The following is an 18943-nucleotide window of genomic DNA, read 5'->3' on the forward strand; positions in this document are numbered from 1 at the left end:
AGCCTGATTCGACTTGGTATCTGTGAGACGATTTTAAACGTTTTTGAGCTAAAACGGCAAATTTTTGACATGATTATTCCACAACTTTGCGATAGGTAGATACGAGAAATTTACATTAAGTTTACCTGCAATTATAAACAAAAATAAGATAACACGATGTATCAAAAGGTGTTGGATCCTATTCAATCTACACCGATCATCATTACCAATTGAGTGGTGCTTTCTAAGTCCACAATAGTGACATCAACACAAAACCTTATACAAACACATGAAGCAACATTTATTTTATTTCATTGGCTTGTTCATCAGCCTTGCTGCTTGCAACCGAACGACATCGGAGTCGGTGCAGCCTAGTAATCCTTTAGATGTGCCGTTTGGCGATCCTTATGTTCTATACGATAAGGCTTCGGATCGCTACTATATGTATGGAACTGGTGGAGTGGAGAATGGATTTGTTGTATATGTTTCGGACGATATGACATCTTGGAAAAAAGAAGGTACAGTATACAGCAACGAGCAAGAGCATGCTTGGGGCGTCAAAGATTTTTGGGCACCAGAGGTATACGAGCATAAGGGAAAATATTACTTATTCTACAGTGCCGATTGGAAAGATAATCCCAACAACGAGCTGGAAAATTTTAGAATCGGCGTAGCCGAAGCAGACAGCCCGTTAGGGCCATTTATAGACCGTTCGTCGGGCCCGATCTTCGATCCAGGATATCCGATCATCGATGCCAACCTATATTTTGCAGATAATGGTAAGGTGTACATGTACTACTCCAGATGCTGTTATAAGCATGCAGTAGATTCCGAGATTTCGGAATGGGCGAAGGAGAAAGGAATGTTTGATTCGGTGGAAGAGAGCTGGATTTATGGCGTAGAGTTGGCCGCGGATTTTTCACGTGTCGTTGGAGAGCCGGTGCTATTGCTGCGTCCACCAGTGGATATGGCCGATAAGCAGTCTGAGTGGGAAAGTCGTTCGGTGACTAGTGGTGAAGTCAATCGCCGATGGACAGAGGGATCTTATATCTTCAAAGAAGGACAAACCTATTATATGATGTACTCCGCAAACTATTTTGGCGGTGAAAATTATGCTGTAGGATATGCCACCTCTACGCATCCTCTAGGGCCTTTTGAAAAATCGCCTAATAATCCCATTCTACAAAAGAATACCGCCGAAGGTGGTGTGGTAACCGGAACGGGACACAATAGTTTGGTAACGGATCGCAGTGGTACGACTTGGTGCGTATACCACGGTCGCACAAGCAAAACCGGTGATCAACGCTTAGCATTTATAGATCGTCTGGTGATCGATGAAAGTGGCAATCTTCGTGTCGATGGTCCCACTGTAAACTTAGAAGATTAATAAAACAGTATCCTTTCATAAAACTTGATTAGTTATGAAATTTAGTTTGTCCTTTTACTCCTTTTTTATGTGGTTAAGTTCTTTGATGGCGTCTTTTGCATTCATTTCCTGTAGCTTTAGTAGCGAGGCAGAGATGATGAGCACGAAGGAATTGGTAGATTCGGTTTCTATTTTTGCAGCCGACCCAACCATCTTTGAAGATAATGGTGTCTATTATCTTTACGGTACGGATGGCGCTCAACCCGATCATGGATTTCGTGTGTATCGATCGACTAACCTTACCGATTGGGAAGGGTCAGTAGGCGTAAACAATGGATTTGCACTCGTTAAAGATGATGTTTTTGGTGACAAAGGTTTTTGGGCACCGCAAGTGTGGAAAGAAGGCAATACCTATTACATGGCGTACACCGCGAACGAAAACATTGCCATTGCACAAAGTGCATCGCCGTTAGGCCCATTCACGCAGCAACAGCAAGTACCTATCATTACCGAAGGTAAGCAGATCGATCCATTCATCTATCAGGATGAAGATGGTAGGAAGTATCTGTATCATGTAAAGCTGCAAAACGGCAATCGTATTTTTGTAGCAGAGCTGAATGATGATTATGGATCAATCAAAGCAGGTACATTGGTCGAAATCCTAGACGCCTCGCTGCCTTGGGAAAACACCGACAACGTCTCTTGGCCGGTGGCCGAAGGGCCAACTGTTATCAAACGCGATGATAAATATTACCTCTTTTACTCCGCGAATGATTTTCGAAATCCCTACTACGCTGTAGGAATGGCAGTGGCTGATCAACCTACCGGACCGTGGATTAAAGTCGGAAACGAAGCCTTGCTCAGTGTGGATCATACCAATTGGCCAGGTACAGGACACGGGGATGTATTCCGAGCAAATAATCAATGGCTTTACGTCTGTCATACACATAATTCGACGACGGCCGTTGGCCCGCGTCGTACGGCGATCGTCCCTTTCGAATGGGAGACCGAAAATGAAGATGGCGTCAAAGTGCCGGTCTTTTCAGGTAGCGACATACGGTTTTTGATGGTAGAGAATTAGTCCTATCAAGTGCTATACTATCCATGATGCAGAGCGTGATACGATTTGATGAGGTTTTGATACAATATGGTAAGCTTTGTCCCCATAAAATGAATAGCTTCGATATGGTCGGTTTTTGGATAACACACCTACAACGATATCGTACTTTTTAGTGGATTTTCTACCAGAAAATAGCTAGCTTCGGTATTATCAGTCTATGAATAAACTGTTTGCAACGTTTTTTCATTAGAATTCTTTGATACCATTATAGACGATCAATTTAACGAATCATGAGGTCTAGCGAAACTCGCTAGGGGATTTTTATGATTGAATTTCGTGAGATCATTAAAAAAATAAACGTGAAGCTTTCCGTGCAGATAAGCATCTAACCGAATGGACAGGAAAAAATTTATTACGAGTACAGCGCTGTTAGCAGCCTCTGCCATGAGTTGGGGCGCTTTCGCTAGATCCATTTCGGCCAATTCGATTCGTGTTGGCGCGATAGGGATACATGGCATGGGTTGGTCCAATTTGCAAGCCATTCTCAAGGATAACAGAGTACAGTGTACCGCACTTTGCGATGTAGATAAAGACGTGCTTGCTAAACGCGTTGATGAACTCAAAGCCCGAAATATCACCGTCAAGACATACAGCGATTATAAAGAATTGCTACAAGATCCCAATATTGATGCCGTGATTATTGGTACGCCAGATCATTGGCATTGCCTACAGATGGTGGATGCCGTGCGCGCTGGGAAACATGTGTATGTAGAAAAACCAATTGGTAACTCTATTGCTGAATGTGAGGTAATGGTGGCTACCGCTCAATCTCATCGGGCAATCGTACAAGTAGGTCAGTGGCAGCGCAGCCAACAACACTTCAAAGATGCGATTGATTTTGTGCATTCTGGCAAGCTGGGGAAGATTCGACAGGTAAAAGCTTGGTCATACGTCGGTTGGAAAACTCCGATCACGAAAAAACCAGATACAGTTGCGCCGGTGAATGTCGATTATGATAAGTGGCTTGGTCCAGCACAAAAAAGACCTTTCAATCCCAATCGTTTTCATTTCGAATTTCGTTGGTTTTGGGATTATGCTGGCGGATTGATGACCGACTGGGGCGTGCACATGCTAGATTATGCATTGTTGGGTATGCAAGTGTCAGATCCTGTATCGGTGATGGCAGCAGGCGGCAAGTTTGCAGCGCCAGATGGTGCATCTGAAACGCCAGACACCTTGACGGCTGTGTACGAGTTTGAAGATTTCAATATCCAGTGGGAACACGCTATCGGCATTAGTGGCGGGCCGTATAATCGCGATCACGGCGTGGCTTTCATTGGCAATAACGGTACATTGGTGCTCAATCGCGGCGGCTGGGAAGTCATTCCCGAAGGGGATCGTATGGCAGCTGTCACATTACAAAAGTCGGTTGACGATGGATTGGATAAGCACATGGTCAATTTTGTCGATGCGATCCTGCAGCAGCGCCCAGAGCTATTGAATGCGCCTATCGAAGCCGGCGCGCACATTGCGATCTTTGCACAATTAGGCAATATTGCGTACCGCACTGGGAAGAAGTTGTATTGGGACAAAAATAAGCATCAGTTTACGGATAAGCGCGCGAACAGATACCTAGCCGCGCAGTATCATAATGGATACAAAATGCCAAAATAATTGAGGTACAGTAAATTAGAAATAAAAAGAATAACCAAATAAATGCTAATGATGATGACAAAAACGATAATAGGAAGAAGGATGCCATCTTGGTGTAAGGTGATGGCGTTAGCCGGAGCCGCTTTGATGATTGGCCTACCGGCCGATAGCTTCGCGCAAAAGCGTGGTTGGAAAGATCTGTTCGACGGACAAACCTTGCAAGGTTGGAAAGCAGTAGGTGGCAAAGCGCCGTACAACGTAGTAAATGGAGAGATTGTCGGCACGATGACCAAAGGCACACCCAATTCTTTTCTGATTACAGAGCAGGAATATGGTGACTTCATTCTAGAATTAGATATCAAGTTAGAAGGCGATCAAACCAATTCTGGCGTGCAAACACGCAGCCATATTGATATGCAGGCCGATGGTGGTAGAGGTCGTGTGTATGGTAGACAAGTAGAAGTTGATCCCAGTGATCGAGCTTGGACAGGCGGTATCTACGACGAAGCGCGGCGGGGTTGGTTGTATCCATTAGATCTTAATGAAAAAGCCAAATCGGCATACAAAAGAAATGAATACAATCATTTGCGCATCGAAGCTATTGGCGATGAGCTGCGTACTTGGGTAAATGGTGTGCCCGTGGCCTATGTGGTAGATACTTTGGATCAAAAAGGATTTATCGGATTGCAAGTACATAGCATTACAGATGATCAAGACGGCAAGAAGGTGTATTTTAAAAACATTCGGATACAGACGGAGAACTTGAAAGCTTCTTCTTTTGCGAAGGATCAGCACATCGTCAACCTAAAGCCAAACAACCTGAGCGCTGCGGAGAAAAAAGCCGGCTGGAGTCTATTGTTCGATGGAAACTCAGCGGATCAATGGCGCAGTGTGCGTGATCAAAACTTCCCAGCTCATGGTTGGAAAGTAGGGGATGGCATCATTAAAGTTCAAAAATCAGATGGTGGCGAATCGACCAACGGTGGGGATATCATTACACGCGATAAATATGCGGTATTCGACCTTTCTTTTGAATTCAAACTGACGCCGGGAGCAAACAGTGGCGTAAAATATTTCGTGACGTTGAAAGAGCAAACCGTAGGTTCGGCCATCGGCCTGGAGTTTCAAGTATTGGATGACAAGCTTCATCCAGATGCTAAGATGGGACGCGATGGCAATCGTACCTTGGCCTCACTTTATGACTTGATCACTTCAAAACGCGATGATCGTGCTCGCCGACCAGTAGGAGAGTGGAACCGCGGACGTGTGGTAGTGGATGCGAACAACAACGTAACACACTATTTGAATGGCGTTAAGATGGTAAGTTACCAGCGCGGCTCAGCAGAATTTAAAGATCTAGTAGCCAAAAGTAAATACAAGGATTGGGTAAACTTTGGCGAAGCCAAAGAAGGACATATTTTACTACAAGATCATGGTGATGAAGTATCCTTCCGCAACATCAAGATTAATAAACGTAAATAATCCTGCACCTTAAAATAAACGAACTATGAATCATTATTTATCGCGCAGGAGCTTTATTTCTCGCACAGCAATGGCTGGTGGCGCTATGCTGCTTTCCAACAGTGTTTTAGGTAACGTAAAATTGGCATCAGCCAACGAACGGGTGAATCTAGCCTGCGTGGGCATTGGCAATCGTGCTGCCGAAATCATTAAAGAACTCTATAAAACGGGATTGTGTAATGTAGTCGCGGTATGCGATGTCGATATGGGAGCGAAGCAAACGCAGGAAATCCTAAAGATGTTTCCCAATGCGCGCAAGTTTCAGGATTTCAGACGGCTGTTCGACGAAGCTGGAAGTGAGTTTGATGCGGTATCCATTGGTACGCCAGACTTTGCTCATTTTGCAGTCACCATGCTAGCGATAGATCAAGGGAAACATGTGTATGTCGAAAAGCCGATGGCGCAGACATTCAACGAAGTAGAACTGATGATGCTAAAGGCGAAGAAGCACGGTAACGTGGTCACTCAAATGGGTAATCAAGGACATTCCGAAGCGAATTATTTCCAGTTTAAAGCGTGGAAAGAAGCCGGAATCATCAAAGATGTCACACGCATTGACGCTCATATGAATATGCCGCGCCGCTGGCACGGTTGGGATCCAAATATCAAGCGATTTCCGATGCCGGAAACCATTCCGAGTACTTTAGACTGGGAGATCTGGCAAATGCAAACTTGGGGTCACGATTACAACAAAGACTTTGTGAATGGGCAATGGCGCTGTTGGTTTGATTTTGGCATGGGCGCATTAGGCGATTGGGGCGCACATATTCTAGATACCGCACATGAGTTCCTAGCTCTAGGTTTGCCAACGCGTGTAGAGGCTGTTTCGTTAGATGGACATAATTCTTTCTTTTTTCCGATGTCTTCCACACTGAAATTCAGCTTTCCTAAGCGTAAAAATATGCCAAAGTTGGATATTAATTGGTACGATGGGATCGATAACCTGCCACCAATTCCGGAGGGCTACGGCGTTTCGGGATTAGATCCGAATATACCGCCGCCAAGTACGGGAGCAATCGAACCAGCAAAGCTCAATCCAGGCAAGATTATTTACGGTAAAGACTTAACCTTCAAGGGAGGATCACACGGTAGTACTTTGTCGATCATTCCGGAAGGAAAAGCACAGGAAATGGAGCGTCGTTTACCTGAGGTGCCAGCGTCGCCATCCAATCACTTTGCCAACTTCTTGAAAGCGTGTAAAGGTGATGAAAAGTCGCGCTCTCCGTTTGATATTGCTGGTCCACTGAGTCAGGTGTTCTGCTTGGGCGTTATCGCGCAAAGACTCAATACGAAGATGGACTTTGATCCGGTGCGAAAAGAAATTACGAACGACAAATTTGCGAATGCCTTACTGATCGGCCCACCACCAGCGAAAGGATGGGAGCAATTCTACAAGGTATAATCATCGTTAGAAATAAACTAGGAAAAATAGATTACAGCATCTAACACATACATCAGAAAAACATCTATAATGAACAAACTACGCATTTTAGCTTGTGTGGTAGCGGTCGGCTTTGCTTCGGCCCATGCGCAAGAATGGAAGCCGGCAGGAGACAAGATTATGACCACCTGGGGCGAAAATCTAAATCATCAACAGCCACATCCCGAATATCCGCGGCCGCAACTGGAAAGAAAAGACAATTGGAAAAACCTTAATGGTCTGTGGAAATACGCGATTGTGGAGCAAGGTGTGTCAGCTGCACCAACACAATGGGATGGTGATATCTTAGTGCCTTTTGCGGTAGAATCGGCGCTATCTGGCGTGGGTCGTTCTTTGAATAAAGATCAGGCACTTTGGTACAAAAATGAAATTAGCGTACCGACACGCTGGCAAAAAGGGAAAACCTTACTGCATTTTGGCGCGGTAGACTGGCGTTGTGATGTCTATGTCAACGGCCAACACATTGGCCAGCACGAGGGCGGATTTGATCCATTCTCTATGGATATCAGCAAAGCACTAAAAAAAGGTGAAAAACAAGAAGTCGTAATCCGCGTTTGGGATCCGACCAGTGACGGGCCACAGCCACGTGGCAAGCAAATCAATAATCCGCACGGTATCTGGTACACACCGGTATCGGGTATTTGGCAAACAGTGTGGGTAGAATCAGTTCCTACTACCTACATCGTAGCAACCAAGCAAACCCCGAATGTCGATAAATCCACCTTATCGGTGTCCGCCAACGTTGAAGCTGTACAATCTGGTGATCAACTGGTGGTGGAAGCATTTGACGGTGGTAAAAAAATCGCCGAGGCGACAGCTGCCGCTTCGGCTACGATTGAGCTTCCTTTAAGCAATGTAACGTTGTGGAGTCCAGACAATCCAAAATTGTACGATCTACAGGTGAAGGTGCTGCGTGGAGGTAAAGTAGTAGATCAGGCCAAAAGTTATTTTGCTATGCGTAAGATCAGCATGAAAGCCGATGACAAAGGGATTCAACGGATGTATCTAAACGATAAATTTGTCTTCCATTATGGTCCGCTAGATCAAGGTTGGTGGCCAGATGGATTGCATACGGCACCTTCCGACGAGGCCTTGAAGTTTGATGTTATCAAAACGAAAGAGATGGGCTTCAACATGATACGGAAGCACATCAAAGTTGAGCCAGCACGTTGGTACAGACACTGTGATAGTTTGGGGATCTTGGTATGGCAAGATATGCCAAGTGGCGATTTGGGTGGTAATGTATGGGATATGCAACCCGGTAAAGTTTCCAACGGGCAACACGATAAAGATCGTACGCCTGAGTCGGAAGCGATTCATCGCAAAGAGTGGAAAAGCATTATGGATCACCTACACAACTTTCCAAGTATCGTAATCTGGGTTCCATTCAACGAAGCGTGGGGTCAGTTTAAGACGGAAGAGATCACCAAGTGGACAATGGAACACGATCCTTCGCGTTTAGTGAATAGCGCCAGCGGTGGTAACTTTGCGTACGTTGGTCATATCTTAGACATACACAATTATCCGGATGCAGCGATGCCAGATCCAAGATTATTTGGCGACAAGTTCATCTTAGCTTTGGGTGAGTTCGGAGGTTTTGGCTTACCGATAGATGGACATACTTGGCAAAATAAAGACAACTGGGGTTATGTGTCGTTCAAAAATAAAGAAGAATTAACTGATCGTTACCAAAAAGCAGTCACTGATCTTTCGAAATTGATTCCACGCGGATTATCCGCGGCGGTCTATACGCAGACAACAGATGTGGAGGTAGAGACCAATGGTTTGATGACTTATGATAGAAAAGTGATCAAAATTCCGGAAAATACCTTGAAGAAAATGCACAGCGTACTTTACAATCAATAATTATTGATTGCAATTGCTATTTTACAAGTCCCTCAGATGACCATCTGAGGGACTTTTTTCGTTCATATCCTCCAAAAAGTTAAGCGTCCGCAGATTTTAAATTTTATTTAAATAGAGGGCTAATTTCTCTTTAATATGATGAAACGAAAAAGATCAACCATTACAAAAGCTAAAATGCTAAAAGGAATCCACGACATTCTGATAGAGGAAGGGTGGGGTAAAGTTAATGTTGCATACGTTAGTAGCTACAGTGGTATAGACCGTAAGCTATTATACTACCATTTTGAAAGTTTTTCCAACATGGTAGCTCAATTTCTAAGACTTGAAAGTGTGCAGTTTAAAGAAGAATCGGTAGAACCCGAAGAAGAACAAGAGCTGACCAGCTATCTGAAGCAACGAATGCAGACGCTGTTTGAGAATCCATTACTCAAGCAACTACTGGTGTGGGAACTCTCTGCTAAAATGCCGGCGTTAAAGGAATATGCCGCTCCGCGTGAAGAGAGGGATGCAAAAATGAGCCAAAAATTAAATGGTTTTGGGCAGGATACGGAAGGCGATACAGATATGCAAGCCGTCTTTGCACTCTTATTGGGAGGCATACATTATTTGTCTGCGTATTCGCATCATAATGATAAACCTTTCTTTGGTATGAACTTTAACGACGAACAACAACGCAAACACCTCTTAAATGTGTTAGACAAGCTGCTGATCGATGTCAAGCAAATGGTGTAGTTTATTCTAGCGCTTTAGTAAGTGAGATTAGGTTAGCAGTTCGAATAGGGTCTGTACGCCCATGTAAGTCATGATTAACGCGATGATAGTTCCCGAAGTAGTTAACCAAAAAGGTTGACGATACGAGCCCACGATGGTTGTTTGATGTGCTGCGATCAGCATAACAGCAAGTGCTAAGGGAAGAATAAACCCATTTATAGCGCCTACAACGACCAAAGTTTGCACCGGATTGCCAATAAATCCGTAGAGTAGGCAAGAAACGAGGATAAAGCCCACGGTTACGAATCGATCGTGAGCCTGGATTCGTATGTGAAAACTTTTTATAAAGGTGATCGATGTGTATGCCGAGCCGATGACCGAAGTAATAGCTGCTGCCCACATCACCAATCCAAATATTTTGTAGCCTACTTCTCCGCCAGCCCATCGAAACACCGAAGCGGGTGGATTCGCCGGATCGATCAGATAACCAGCTGACACGACACCCAAGGCCGCTATGAATAAGAGAATGCGCATGACAGAGGCAATACCGATGGCACTGATCGCACCACGATCTACTGTTGGTAGATTCTCCACACCGCGAATACCTTTGTCCAGCAGCCGATGTGCGCCTGCAAAAGTGATGTAACCACCAACTGTCCCTCCGATGATGGTGACCAGTGCGGTAAAACTAAATTGCTTTGGAGATATCGTGCGTGCTGCTGCTTCGAGTAATGGTGGGTTGCTCTTGAATGCAATATAGAGCATCAGGAAAATCATCATCACACCAAGGATTTTGACGAAAAAATCCATCGCACGGCTAGCTTCCTTGTACAGAAAAATTCCAATTGCAATTACGGCACTACAGATTGCACCATGTGTCACGTCCATCCCAAATAATACCTGCAATCCGAGTCCGGCACCGGCCAGATTTCCAATGTTAAAGGCCATTCCGCCCAAGGCCACCATGGTCGCCAATCCGTAGCCTAACCCAGGTAACAATTTATTGGCGATATCCTGTGCTGGCGTACCACTCACCGCGACTATACGCCAAATATTCATTTGTGCGACGATGTCAACAATGATAGAAGCTAGAATTATAAATCCAAAACTAGCACCAAGCTGCGAAGTAAATAAAGCAGTTTGGGTCAGAAACCCTGGTCCGATCGCCGAGATCGCCATCAGAAAAGCCGCGCTCAGCAGCGCGCCCCAGTTCGATTTTTTCATAATACAGGCGCGATAATGTGTATGTTCTCTTGCTCGAGATGATGGCGCAGATCCTGTGCGAACGAAAGCGCATGCTCCCCATCGCCATGTATACAAATCGTTTCAATCTCTCGAGCTACCAATTGCTGGTCAATGCTTCGTACAGCCTGTTTCTTCACCATGAGGATGGATTGTTCCAACGCCTCTTTTCGATCCGTAATCAAGGCCAGCGGATCTTGGCGTGATACCAACGTACCATCCGATTGATAGCGTCGGTCGGCAAAACCTTCTTGTACGACGCGAAGTCCACGCGCTTTCGCCACATCGACCGTCACACTACCTGCCAAAGCGTATAATTTCAACGATGGATCAAAGTCCCAAATAACGTCTACGATAGCTTCTGATAGCAATCGATCTTGTGCCACCATATTGTATAGCGCGCCGTGGAGTTTTACGTGTTGCATCTTTGCACCCGCAACGTGCACAAAACCAGATAAAGCACCCAGTTGATATAACACCAGCTGATAAGTTTCTTTCGGAGTGATAGGCTGGGGAATACGACCAAAGTTATCCTTGTCGTCAAATCCCGGATGCGCACCAATAGCTACCCCTCTTTGTGCTGCTGCCGCAATGGTTGTTTCCATTCGCATCGCATCGCCGGCATGGAATCCGCAAGCGATATTTGCTGAAGAAACCAAATCTAACAAGGCTTCATCAAGCACGTTTACTTGAGTGCCTGGTGTTTCACCAAGATCACAATTGATGTCTATGGTGTACCTCATGTTATATCATATTTAAGATCAATAGAAAGTTTCATCTGTTGGTAATGGCGTTCTTGTTCAAGATATAAATTTTCGGCCTCTCGGAGCGAAATTTCTTGAAAGCAAATGCGATCGCCCGGTTTCAACTGTCCGCAGCGCGGTAGATCCACGGCTGCTATTTGCGCGATACGCGGATATCCACCTGTTGTCTGGCAATCGGCCATTAAAACAATCGGCTGGCCATTTCCCGGTACTTGTATCGTGCCCGGCAACACGGCAGTCGACAACATTTCTTGATCTTTTATTTTTTGAAAGGGATTTCCTCGTAAAACATACCCCATTCGATTGCTATTGCGATCTACTTCAAAGGTAGAGGACCTCAATTGCAGCAAACTTTCTTCGCTAAACCACTCGGCTTCTGGCCCGCGCAAAAACCGAATTACTTGCGTATTCGATGTTGCCTGCCACATCGGTTTGACCGCCCATTGCGGATGCGTGCGTTTGCTGTGATGCAAATAATCAAAAAGACGCTCATGTTTATCTTCCCAGTTAGTGGCGCGCAGGATGTCGTTTGTCTGCAGCAGGCGTCCATCCACGCCGCCGATTTTGGCTGGTAAGTACGTGCTTCGACTTCGCATGATCAAAGGAACATCCCATCCACCAGGAGCCGCCAAATACGTTCGACAACCTATTCCGTCAGGAACTAATTTCAATCGCGTGCCTTTTTTTAGTGCCAATGGTCGGTTTGCAGGAAGAATAGTTCGCTCTTCATCCAAGAAAACAGCACCTTTCCCAGAATAGGCCAACAGCATGTCTGAACATATTTCGATATCTGCCTGAGCGTAGGTGAACTCGATGACGGCGACTTCGTCTGTATTCGCCAATGCGGCGTTAGCAAGTCGAGCTGATAAGCTGTCCATCGCGCCTGATTTAGGTACACCAGAGGATAGGAAGTCTAAGCGACCCAGATCCTGAATGGTGCTAAATGGTCCGGGTTTATGAAGTTTTATTTCCATAATGATCGTTTTGATACGTTTCGAAAAGGCTGTGCTCCAGCCGTTCGAAACGAACCTGTTGTCCGCTTTGCAGCAAAATTGGTTTCTCGCTTTTCGGGTCAAAAAGTCGTAATGGCGTGCGCCCGATTAATTGCCAACCTCCCGGACTGTCTAATGGATATACGCCGGTTTGTTCACCCGCAATGCCAACTGATCCCTCTGGCACCAAGTTTCTCGGTGTTGTTTTTCGTGGCGTAGCCAATTGTGGATCGAGACCGCCCAGATATGGAAAACCAGGCATAAAGCCCATCATATACACCAAATAGGTTTGGGAGGTATGTTGCGCTATAACTTCCTCGGAGTTGAGTCCAGTATGCGCAGCGACACTATCTAGATCTGGGCCATATTCTCCACCGTAACAAACGGGAATAAATAGTATATCGGCTGTGGCTTGCATGTCTACGTTTACGCGATCCATTAAAGAAACAAAATAGCCGAAAATCCATTCCTGTATATCTTTAGCATTTATAGTTTGATGCGATTTTAGCATAAATGGATCATAATAAATAGACAGTGTGGTATACGCAGCCACTGTCGTGAGCATCCCTGGGAACGGATGATTACTCAATACTATTTCCGCTTGTCGTATTTTGTGCGAGATATCAGGATCGATGTGATCGGCGAAAACTACCGTAATGGCTTGTTCTCCTAATGCATAATAACGAAGGGATTGGTTCGCGTTAAGAGATAAATCGGCCATAGTCAATATTATAGTAAAGGAAATAGTGATCGATGCGGTTTAATATCGAAGCCATCACGCAACGTATCAAAGAAAAAGTTGTTTTGCCGATTTTCACTCAAGAGTGATGGAAGGCGGATAGATCCCTGACTGGTAATTAATTCATGATAGCCGAAGAAAACATCCCGATTTTGCTGAATAGCGCCCACTGATCTTACGGCCGTGATATCGCGATATATATTCACGGAATAATTACCTTGTGCGGCATCTTCAATCCATAAGTCTGAGGTTTGCGGATTGAACCATACCTTGCGTTTGCGAATCGTATTCATTTGGTTGGCCAGTAAGAAAATTTGTGCAACCAAATAAAGTGCAATAGGTAGCAATATAAGCAGGATCTTGATCTTTAATCCTAGCAATAGGATAATGAGCAGTAAGATTCCGCCAGTGCCTACCGTCACCGCTGTTGAGCGAATAGCCCGTTTTGTATCTGCTGAATCTGCTTCTAGAGCAATGTAACCCGGTCTATTTTTTCTCGCCGAAGCGGAGTTAAAACTGCGCTTAAGCCTACGAAAACTGAAGTACAGTAAGATGCCCAAAAGAGCGCCGATAAACAGGATTTTTAGCATAACACGTTAGTATTGTTCAGATTCGTTCGGGTAGCTGCCCGATTTCACATCGTCTACATACTGCGAAGCAGCTTTGGAGATGTCGCTATACAAATCTAGGTATCTACGAAGAAATTTCGGCTTAAAATCCTTCGTCAAGCCTAATAAATCATTTACCACCAACACTTGCCCATCACAACCATTACCAGCGCCGATGCCGATGGTTGGAATGGTAAGAGATTGTGAAACTTCTGCCGCCAATTGGGCTGGGATTTTTTCTAATACGACCGCAAAACATCCAGCTTCCTGCAATAGGAGAGCGTCGGATTTCAATTTCTCTGCTTCGGCCTCTTCTTTCGCGCGCACACCAAAGTCACCAAATTGGTAAATAGATTGCGGCGTCAATCCCAAATGCCCGCAAACCGGAATACCCGATTGCACAATCTTGCGAATATTGTCGATCACTTCTACACCGCCTTCCAGTTTCAAGGCATGTGCTCCAGATTCTTTCATCATGCGGACGGCGGCATTATACGCGTCATTTACAGATCCTTGATACGTACCAAAAGGAAGATCGGCCACAACCATGGCCCGTTTTGCGGCACGCGCCACCGAAGCAGCGTGATAGATCATCTGATCAAGCGTAATCGGTAGAGTCGTTTCGTAGCCTGCAAAGACATTAGCTGCCGAATCACCAATTAGCAAAATATCTAATCCTGCCTCATCCAATACGCGTGCCATCGAATAATCGTATGCGGTAAGCATACTGATTTTCTCTTGGCGTTGCTTCATGCTTTGTAGACTCGATGTAGTAACTCTTTTTATAACGTTATGGACTGACATGTGGTGTTGTGTTTTGTGATTGAAGCAAGTCGTAGACCAGCCTTGTGTTACAAGCAAAAGTAGGTATTTTGGGAAGATAATCTAAAAGTCTCTGCTTATTTGTATTTTTGCCGCATGATACAAGCCGACGCACGTCTTTTTAAATTTCCAAAATTTGAGGATCTGATTATCCATGAAGATGAGAATCTCATCGTCATCAATAAGCCGCCCTTTGTATCTTCACTGGATCAACGGGAGGGAGATGAAATCAATATTTTGCGATTAGCTAAGCGCTATCACGAGGATGCGCAGGTTTGTCATCGCTTAGATAAAGACACTTCCGGTGTGTTATTAATCGCCAAAAATCCAGAGACTTATCGCGCAGTATCCATCGAGTTTGAACGCCGTCGTGTAAAGAAAGTTTATCACGCCATCATTGAAGGCACACATACGTTTGATGATTTGCTAGTCGATCTTCCGATCTTGAATCAAGGAAATAAAAATGTATCCATTGATCGGGCAAATGGAAAGCGGGCAGAGACATTTTTCAAAAGCATTCAATACTTTAAACATTATACTTTGGTAGAATGTCGGCCAATTACCGGTCGTATGCACCAGATTCGCATCCACTTAGCCACGCAGCGTGCATCCATCGTAGGCGATGCCATGTATAAAGGCAAGCCGGTATATCTTTCGCAGATCAAAAAACGTGGCTTTACCATGTCCAAAAGCCAAGAGGAGCAACCGATTATGAAGCGCTTCGCGCTACATTCAAGAACGGTTGCATTTTCTATCGAAGGGAAAGATTATGCCTTCGAGGCAGAGTATCCAAAAGATTTCGCTACTTTGTTGAAGCAGTTGGAGAAATTTGACCTCTAAAAACGAATATGATGAAGGATAATAAGCCACGATTTTCAATAGCAAGTAAAATAATTTACGGTGTACTTGTCGTACTCATTTTGTTGATGTTTTGGCCAGCCAGCCGAGCGGTGTTGCAGCAGGGGCTGATGAAAATTGGCTTGTTCAAACCGAAGGTAGAAAATGCTTCTACCCCAATTGACGAACATAGTTCGGAACTGGCCGATGCCAACGAAGGTGTAACTTTAACCGATGTAGACGGAAAGTCTATTCGCACGGCTGACCTTAAAGGCAAGGTGGTATTTATCAATTTCTGGGCTACTTGGTGTGGTCCATGCGTGGCCGAAATGCCTTCGATTCAAAAGCTGATTTCGCAAATTGGTCAGCAGGATGATATCGTATTTATGTTGGTAGAGGTTGAAGGCGATATGGATGTCGCACAGGAGTTTTTGAAAAAGCAGAAGCTAGATTTGCCCGTTTTTGTACCACAGAGTGAAATTCCGACCACATGGATGAGTGGCGCTATACCTGCGACAGTGGTATTGGATAAGCACGGTCAGCGCGTATTTACCCACAAGGGAATGGCCGATTACAGTGATCCCGAGTTTGTTGATTATTTAAAGAAATTAGCGTCCAAATAGATTATATGAATAGAGATCAGTTATTTCAAGAAATTGTATCTAAAAAGAGTTTTTTGTGTGTCGGATTGGATACCGATCTCACTAAAATTCCTGAACATCTCTTAGGCGAAGAAGACCCCATCTTCGCGTTCAATAAAGAAATCGTGGCGGCTACGGAAGATCTTTGTGTTGCCTACAAACCCAATATCGCTTTTTACGAGTGCTATGGCACCAAAGGCTGGGAGTCGCTTCGCAAAACATGTGAAATACTTCCTAAAAATACCTTGCGCATCGCTGATGCGAAGCGCGGTGATATCGGCAATACTTCCAAAATGTATGCTCAAGCTTTTTTTGATCCGGCTGTTTCGGGTTTAGATTTTGACGCGATTACCATTGCGCCGTATATGGGAGAGGACTCTGTTACGCCATTTTTGGAATTTGAGAATAAATGGGCTATTGTGCTGGCCTTAACCTCAAATGCAGGAAGCAAAAATTTTCAAAATTTTGCGAATAGAGGCGATAAACAGCTTTTTGAAGAAGTAATTGACCAAGTCAATACCTGGGGCAGCACCGATAACTTGATGTATGTGGTAGGCGCAACGCGCGGAGAAGCTTTCTTAAACATTCGCGCACACGCGCCAGATCATTTCCTATTGGTGCCTGGCGTAGGCGCACAGGGCGGATCTTTAGAAGATGTGTGCAAATATGGTATGAATGCGCAATGCGGATTATTGGTCAATAGCACACGTGCCATCATCTATGCTTCTTCTGGACGCGACTTTGCTGAGAAAGCTCGTGAGGAGGCTATTAAGGTGCAAAAACAGATGGAAGCGGAATTGATTCGAAAAGGGATTCTGTAGCATTACCATTCGTTTGCGGTGATTTGGCACAGTATTTCGGTAAGGTAGTACATCACCTCAATCGATTCTATGTTTAAGAATTATCATTTATTATATCTTGCTGCGGCGCTCATCTTGTCAGGATGTAGTTCTATTTACCAACCTAATGTACCTGCTACCCCAATGTTCGCCAACCAAGGTGAAGTATATGCGGCAGCTCATACCAATATCAAAGGAAATGCGAGCGGCAATCTCGCCGTCGCTGTCGGTAAACACGTTGCCGTGATGGCTAATGGATCTTATGTAGATAACAAATCCGGCAATCAGGAATACAAGCAGTATATGTACGAAGGGGGATTGGGTTACTTTACGACCTTTGGCAAAAATAAAGATCGCATCTTCGAATTGTATGGCGGCTACGGATTAGGTAATTCGCGTGATGCAGATACACGCGCCACCACGACGGGCATGGCACCGACCGAGATTCGGGAGATGGATTTCGAAAAGATCTTTGTGCAAGCTAATATCTCTCGCAAACGCGAAGATGTACGGTTGTTTGGCCGATCCAGAGAATTTAGTTACGGAACCGCGATCCGTGGGAGCTTTATTCGTATGAAGGATTTTTGGATCGATGGTGTGTCATCTCCAGTAGAAGAGAATCTATTTATAGAGCCTATCTTTTACACGCGGATGCAGCTCAACAAATCCTTTCAGTTGCAGTATACCAATGGATTTAACATTGGTGTGGTAGATAATAACTATCTAAAAGCCGGTAATGCAGTCTTTACACTAGGGTTGATTTATAAGTTTTCGAAGTAATTTTTACAGCTTAGTCGTACCTACAAAAGTGCTGTCACTAAGGGTTTTCATAAATGCGATGATATCTAATTTCTCCTGTTGAGTGAGTGGAATGCGATTGTTATTCGCTTTTAAAATAGGATCCAAATTTTCGGCTTCCAGTACGCCATTGTCGAAATAATCCAATACATCCATCAACGTGGCAAATTGACCAAAACTACCGTATGGAGCTGTATAGGCAATATTTCTCAGGGAAGGTACGCGAAAGCTCATGTAATCTGCCGCAATACCAGTGACGCGGGCACGGCCAGCTTCTTGTGTGCTAATATTAAGTGGAAATCCTACATTCCGAAAGCTTTGATCTGTGAATAATTCTGTATCATGGCAGCTCTTACACTTCAATTGAAAAATAGTATAGCCGCGCGATTCACTTTCCGTAAACACTTCATTTTGATGCAAACGTACGCGATCATATTTGCTATTGGCAGAGATTAACGTATATTGATACTGTGCCAAACTTCGGTAAATTCTGTCGGCAGTGATAGACGGATCTCCAAAAGCATTAGTAAATAGGAGAGGGTAAGATGGGTCGTTCTGTAGTTTGCCAATAACCTCTAAAATGCTAGAGTTTAGCTCTTCATGCGTAATAATGGGGACAATCGCTTGGCTTTCTAAATTGAGCTTGCTACCATCCCAATTGTAAAATTTCATGAAGGCCATATTTTGAATTGGTGGCGTATTACGAATTCCCACCCGGCCATTAATACCAATAGCTTGTGCTTCATGATCTGCAAAAGCACTGGATTGAATATGACAGCTGGAGCAAGAAACCGTATTGTTGCCGCTGAACCTCTTATCTTGAAATAGCCTTTCTCCAAGTGCGACGCCATATTTGGTAGGAAGGTTGGCTTGTACGGCAGAGTTCATGGCCGGAAAACCAGAAGGAATAGACAGCGATAAGACCGGGTTATCAACAACGGGTGCTTCAATTTCGGCTTTCTCGCAAGCGACAATTAAGAAAAGACCTATTAAAAAGATTACAGGATTAATTTTCATTTCTGGATATATAGGGATTAAGAGCCACCCCTTAAAAGATGGCTCTT

Annotated in this window: 18 protein-coding genes; 11 read left to right on the forward strand and 7 right to left on the reverse strand. The window is 44.6% G+C overall.

All coding sequences use genetic code 11. From position 1 onward, the window contains the following. The first annotated feature begins 268 nt into the window (after window positions 1–268). The 7 genes from DC487_RS03515 (at window position 269) to DC487_RS03545 (ending at window position 9618) form a co-directional block, all read left to right on the forward strand. On the forward strand, window positions 269–1366 hold the full coding sequence (locus DC487_RS03515) for a glycoside hydrolase family 43 protein (protein ID WP_116774548.1): 1098 nt from the start codon (window positions 269–271) through the stop codon (window positions 1364–1366). Between the two features lie 34 nt (window positions 1367–1400). Continuing rightward, window positions 1401–2426, forward strand: coding sequence for a glycoside hydrolase family 43 protein (locus DC487_RS03520; RefSeq protein ID WP_116774549.1), 1026 nt, complete (start codon window positions 1401–1403; stop codon window positions 2424–2426). Window positions 2427–2798: 372 nt separating this feature from the next. Further along, window positions 2799–4079, forward strand: a complete 1281-nt coding sequence (locus DC487_RS03525) for a Gfo/Idh/MocA family protein (protein WP_116774550.1) — start codon at window positions 2799–2801, stop codon at window positions 4077–4079. 48 nt (window positions 4080–4127) lie between these two features. Further along, a complete protein-coding gene (locus DC487_RS03530; RefSeq protein WP_394341833.1) occupies window positions 4128–5540 on the forward strand; it encodes a 3-keto-disaccharide hydrolase in 1413 nt (470 codons plus the stop codon). A gap of 25 nt (window positions 5541–5565) precedes the next feature. After that, entirely contained in the window at window positions 5566–6981 is a 1416-nt protein-coding gene (locus DC487_RS03535) for a Gfo/Idh/MocA family oxidoreductase (protein ID WP_116774551.1), read from the forward strand. A gap of 69 nt (window positions 6982–7050) precedes the next feature. Beyond that, window positions 7051–8886: a glycoside hydrolase family 2 protein gene (locus tag DC487_RS03540; RefSeq protein WP_116774552.1), complete on the forward strand. Its 1836-nt coding sequence runs from the start codon at window positions 7051–7053 to the stop codon at window positions 8884–8886. Window positions 8887–9021: 135 nt separating this feature from the next. Then, window positions 9022–9618, forward strand: a complete 597-nt coding sequence (locus DC487_RS03545; protein WP_116774553.1) for a TetR/AcrR family transcriptional regulator — start codon at window positions 9022–9024, stop codon at window positions 9616–9618. Window positions 9619–9645: 27 nt separating this feature from the next. Here the strand turns inward: DC487_RS03545 and DC487_RS03550 are convergent, their stop codons facing one another. The 6 genes from DC487_RS03550 to panB are packed head-to-tail and all read right to left on the reverse strand — an operon-like array spanning window position 9646 to window position 14746. Further along, the gene (locus DC487_RS03550) at window positions 9646–10821 is read right to left on the reverse strand and encodes an NRAMP family divalent metal transporter (protein ID WP_239016310.1); all 1176 of its coding nucleotides are present in this window, start codon (window positions 10819–10821) and stop codon (window positions 9646–9648) included. Then, complete coding sequence (locus DC487_RS03555) at window positions 10818–11582, reverse strand: 5-oxoprolinase subunit PxpA (RefSeq protein WP_116774554.1); 765 nt, start codon at window positions 11580–11582, stop codon at window positions 10818–10820. Before DC487_RS03555 ends, DC487_RS03550 begins: the two co-directional genes overlap by 4 nt. Then, on the reverse strand, window positions 11579–12577 hold the full coding sequence (locus tag DC487_RS03560) for a 5-oxoprolinase subunit C family protein (protein ID WP_116774555.1): 999 nt from the start codon (window positions 12575–12577) through the stop codon (window positions 11579–11581). Before DC487_RS03560 ends, DC487_RS03555 begins: the two co-directional genes overlap by 4 nt. Beyond that, window positions 12558–13316 carry a 5-oxoprolinase subunit PxpB gene (pxpB, locus tag DC487_RS03565; protein WP_116774556.1) on the reverse strand — a complete coding sequence of 253 codons (759 nt, stop codon included), beginning with the start codon at window positions 13314–13316 and terminating at the stop codon, window positions 12558–12560. The genes DC487_RS03560 and pxpB overlap by 20 nt, the downstream gene beginning before the upstream one ends. Before the next feature lie 8 nt (window positions 13317–13324). Beyond that, window positions 13325–13924 carry a hypothetical protein gene (locus tag DC487_RS03570; protein ID WP_116774557.1) on the reverse strand — a complete coding sequence of 200 codons (600 nt, stop codon included), beginning with the start codon at window positions 13922–13924 and terminating at the stop codon, window positions 13325–13327. Between the two features lie 6 nt (window positions 13925–13930). After that, the gene (panB, locus tag DC487_RS03575; protein ID WP_116774558.1) at window positions 13931–14746 is read right to left on the reverse strand and encodes a 3-methyl-2-oxobutanoate hydroxymethyltransferase; all 816 of its coding nucleotides are present in this window, start codon (window positions 14744–14746) and stop codon (window positions 13931–13933) included. 114 nt (window positions 14747–14860) lie between these two features. Here panB and DC487_RS03580 point away from each other — a divergent pair, with 114 nt between their 5' ends. The 4 genes from DC487_RS03580 to DC487_RS03595 all read left to right on the forward strand — a co-directional run bounded on the left by DC487_RS03580 (window position 14861) and on the right by DC487_RS03595 (window position 17861). Next, window positions 14861–15604 (forward strand): RluA family pseudouridine synthase, encoded by a 744-nt coding sequence (locus tag DC487_RS03580; protein ID WP_116774559.1) that lies wholly within the window; start codon window positions 14861–14863, stop codon window positions 15602–15604. Window positions 15605–15612: 8 nt separating this feature from the next. Further along, window positions 15613–16224 carry a TlpA family protein disulfide reductase gene (locus DC487_RS03585; RefSeq protein WP_239016311.1) on the forward strand — a complete coding sequence of 204 codons (612 nt, stop codon included), beginning with the start codon at window positions 15613–15615 and terminating at the stop codon, window positions 16222–16224. 5 nt (window positions 16225–16229) lie between these two features. Further along, window positions 16230–17063: an orotidine-5'-phosphate decarboxylase gene (gene pyrF, locus DC487_RS03590; protein WP_116774561.1), complete on the forward strand. Its 834-nt coding sequence runs from the start codon at window positions 16230–16232 to the stop codon at window positions 17061–17063. A 69-nt stretch (window positions 17064–17132) separates the two neighbouring features. Then, window positions 17133–17861, forward strand: coding sequence for a hypothetical protein (locus DC487_RS03595; protein WP_116774562.1), 729 nt, complete (start codon window positions 17133–17135; stop codon window positions 17859–17861). Between the two features lie 3 nt (window positions 17862–17864). Here DC487_RS03595 and DC487_RS03600 read toward each other — a convergent pair whose 3' ends face one another. Further along, the gene (locus DC487_RS03600; protein WP_116774563.1) at window positions 17865–18896 is read right to left on the reverse strand and encodes a cytochrome-c peroxidase; all 1032 of its coding nucleotides are present in this window, start codon (window positions 18894–18896) and stop codon (window positions 17865–17867) included. Window positions 18897–18943: the final 47 nt, after the last annotated feature.

Source organism: Sphingobacterium corticibacter (genome assembly GCF_003076635.1).
Lineage (GTDB): Bacteria > Bacteroidota > Bacteroidia > Sphingobacteriales > Sphingobacteriaceae > Sphingobacterium > Sphingobacterium corticibacter.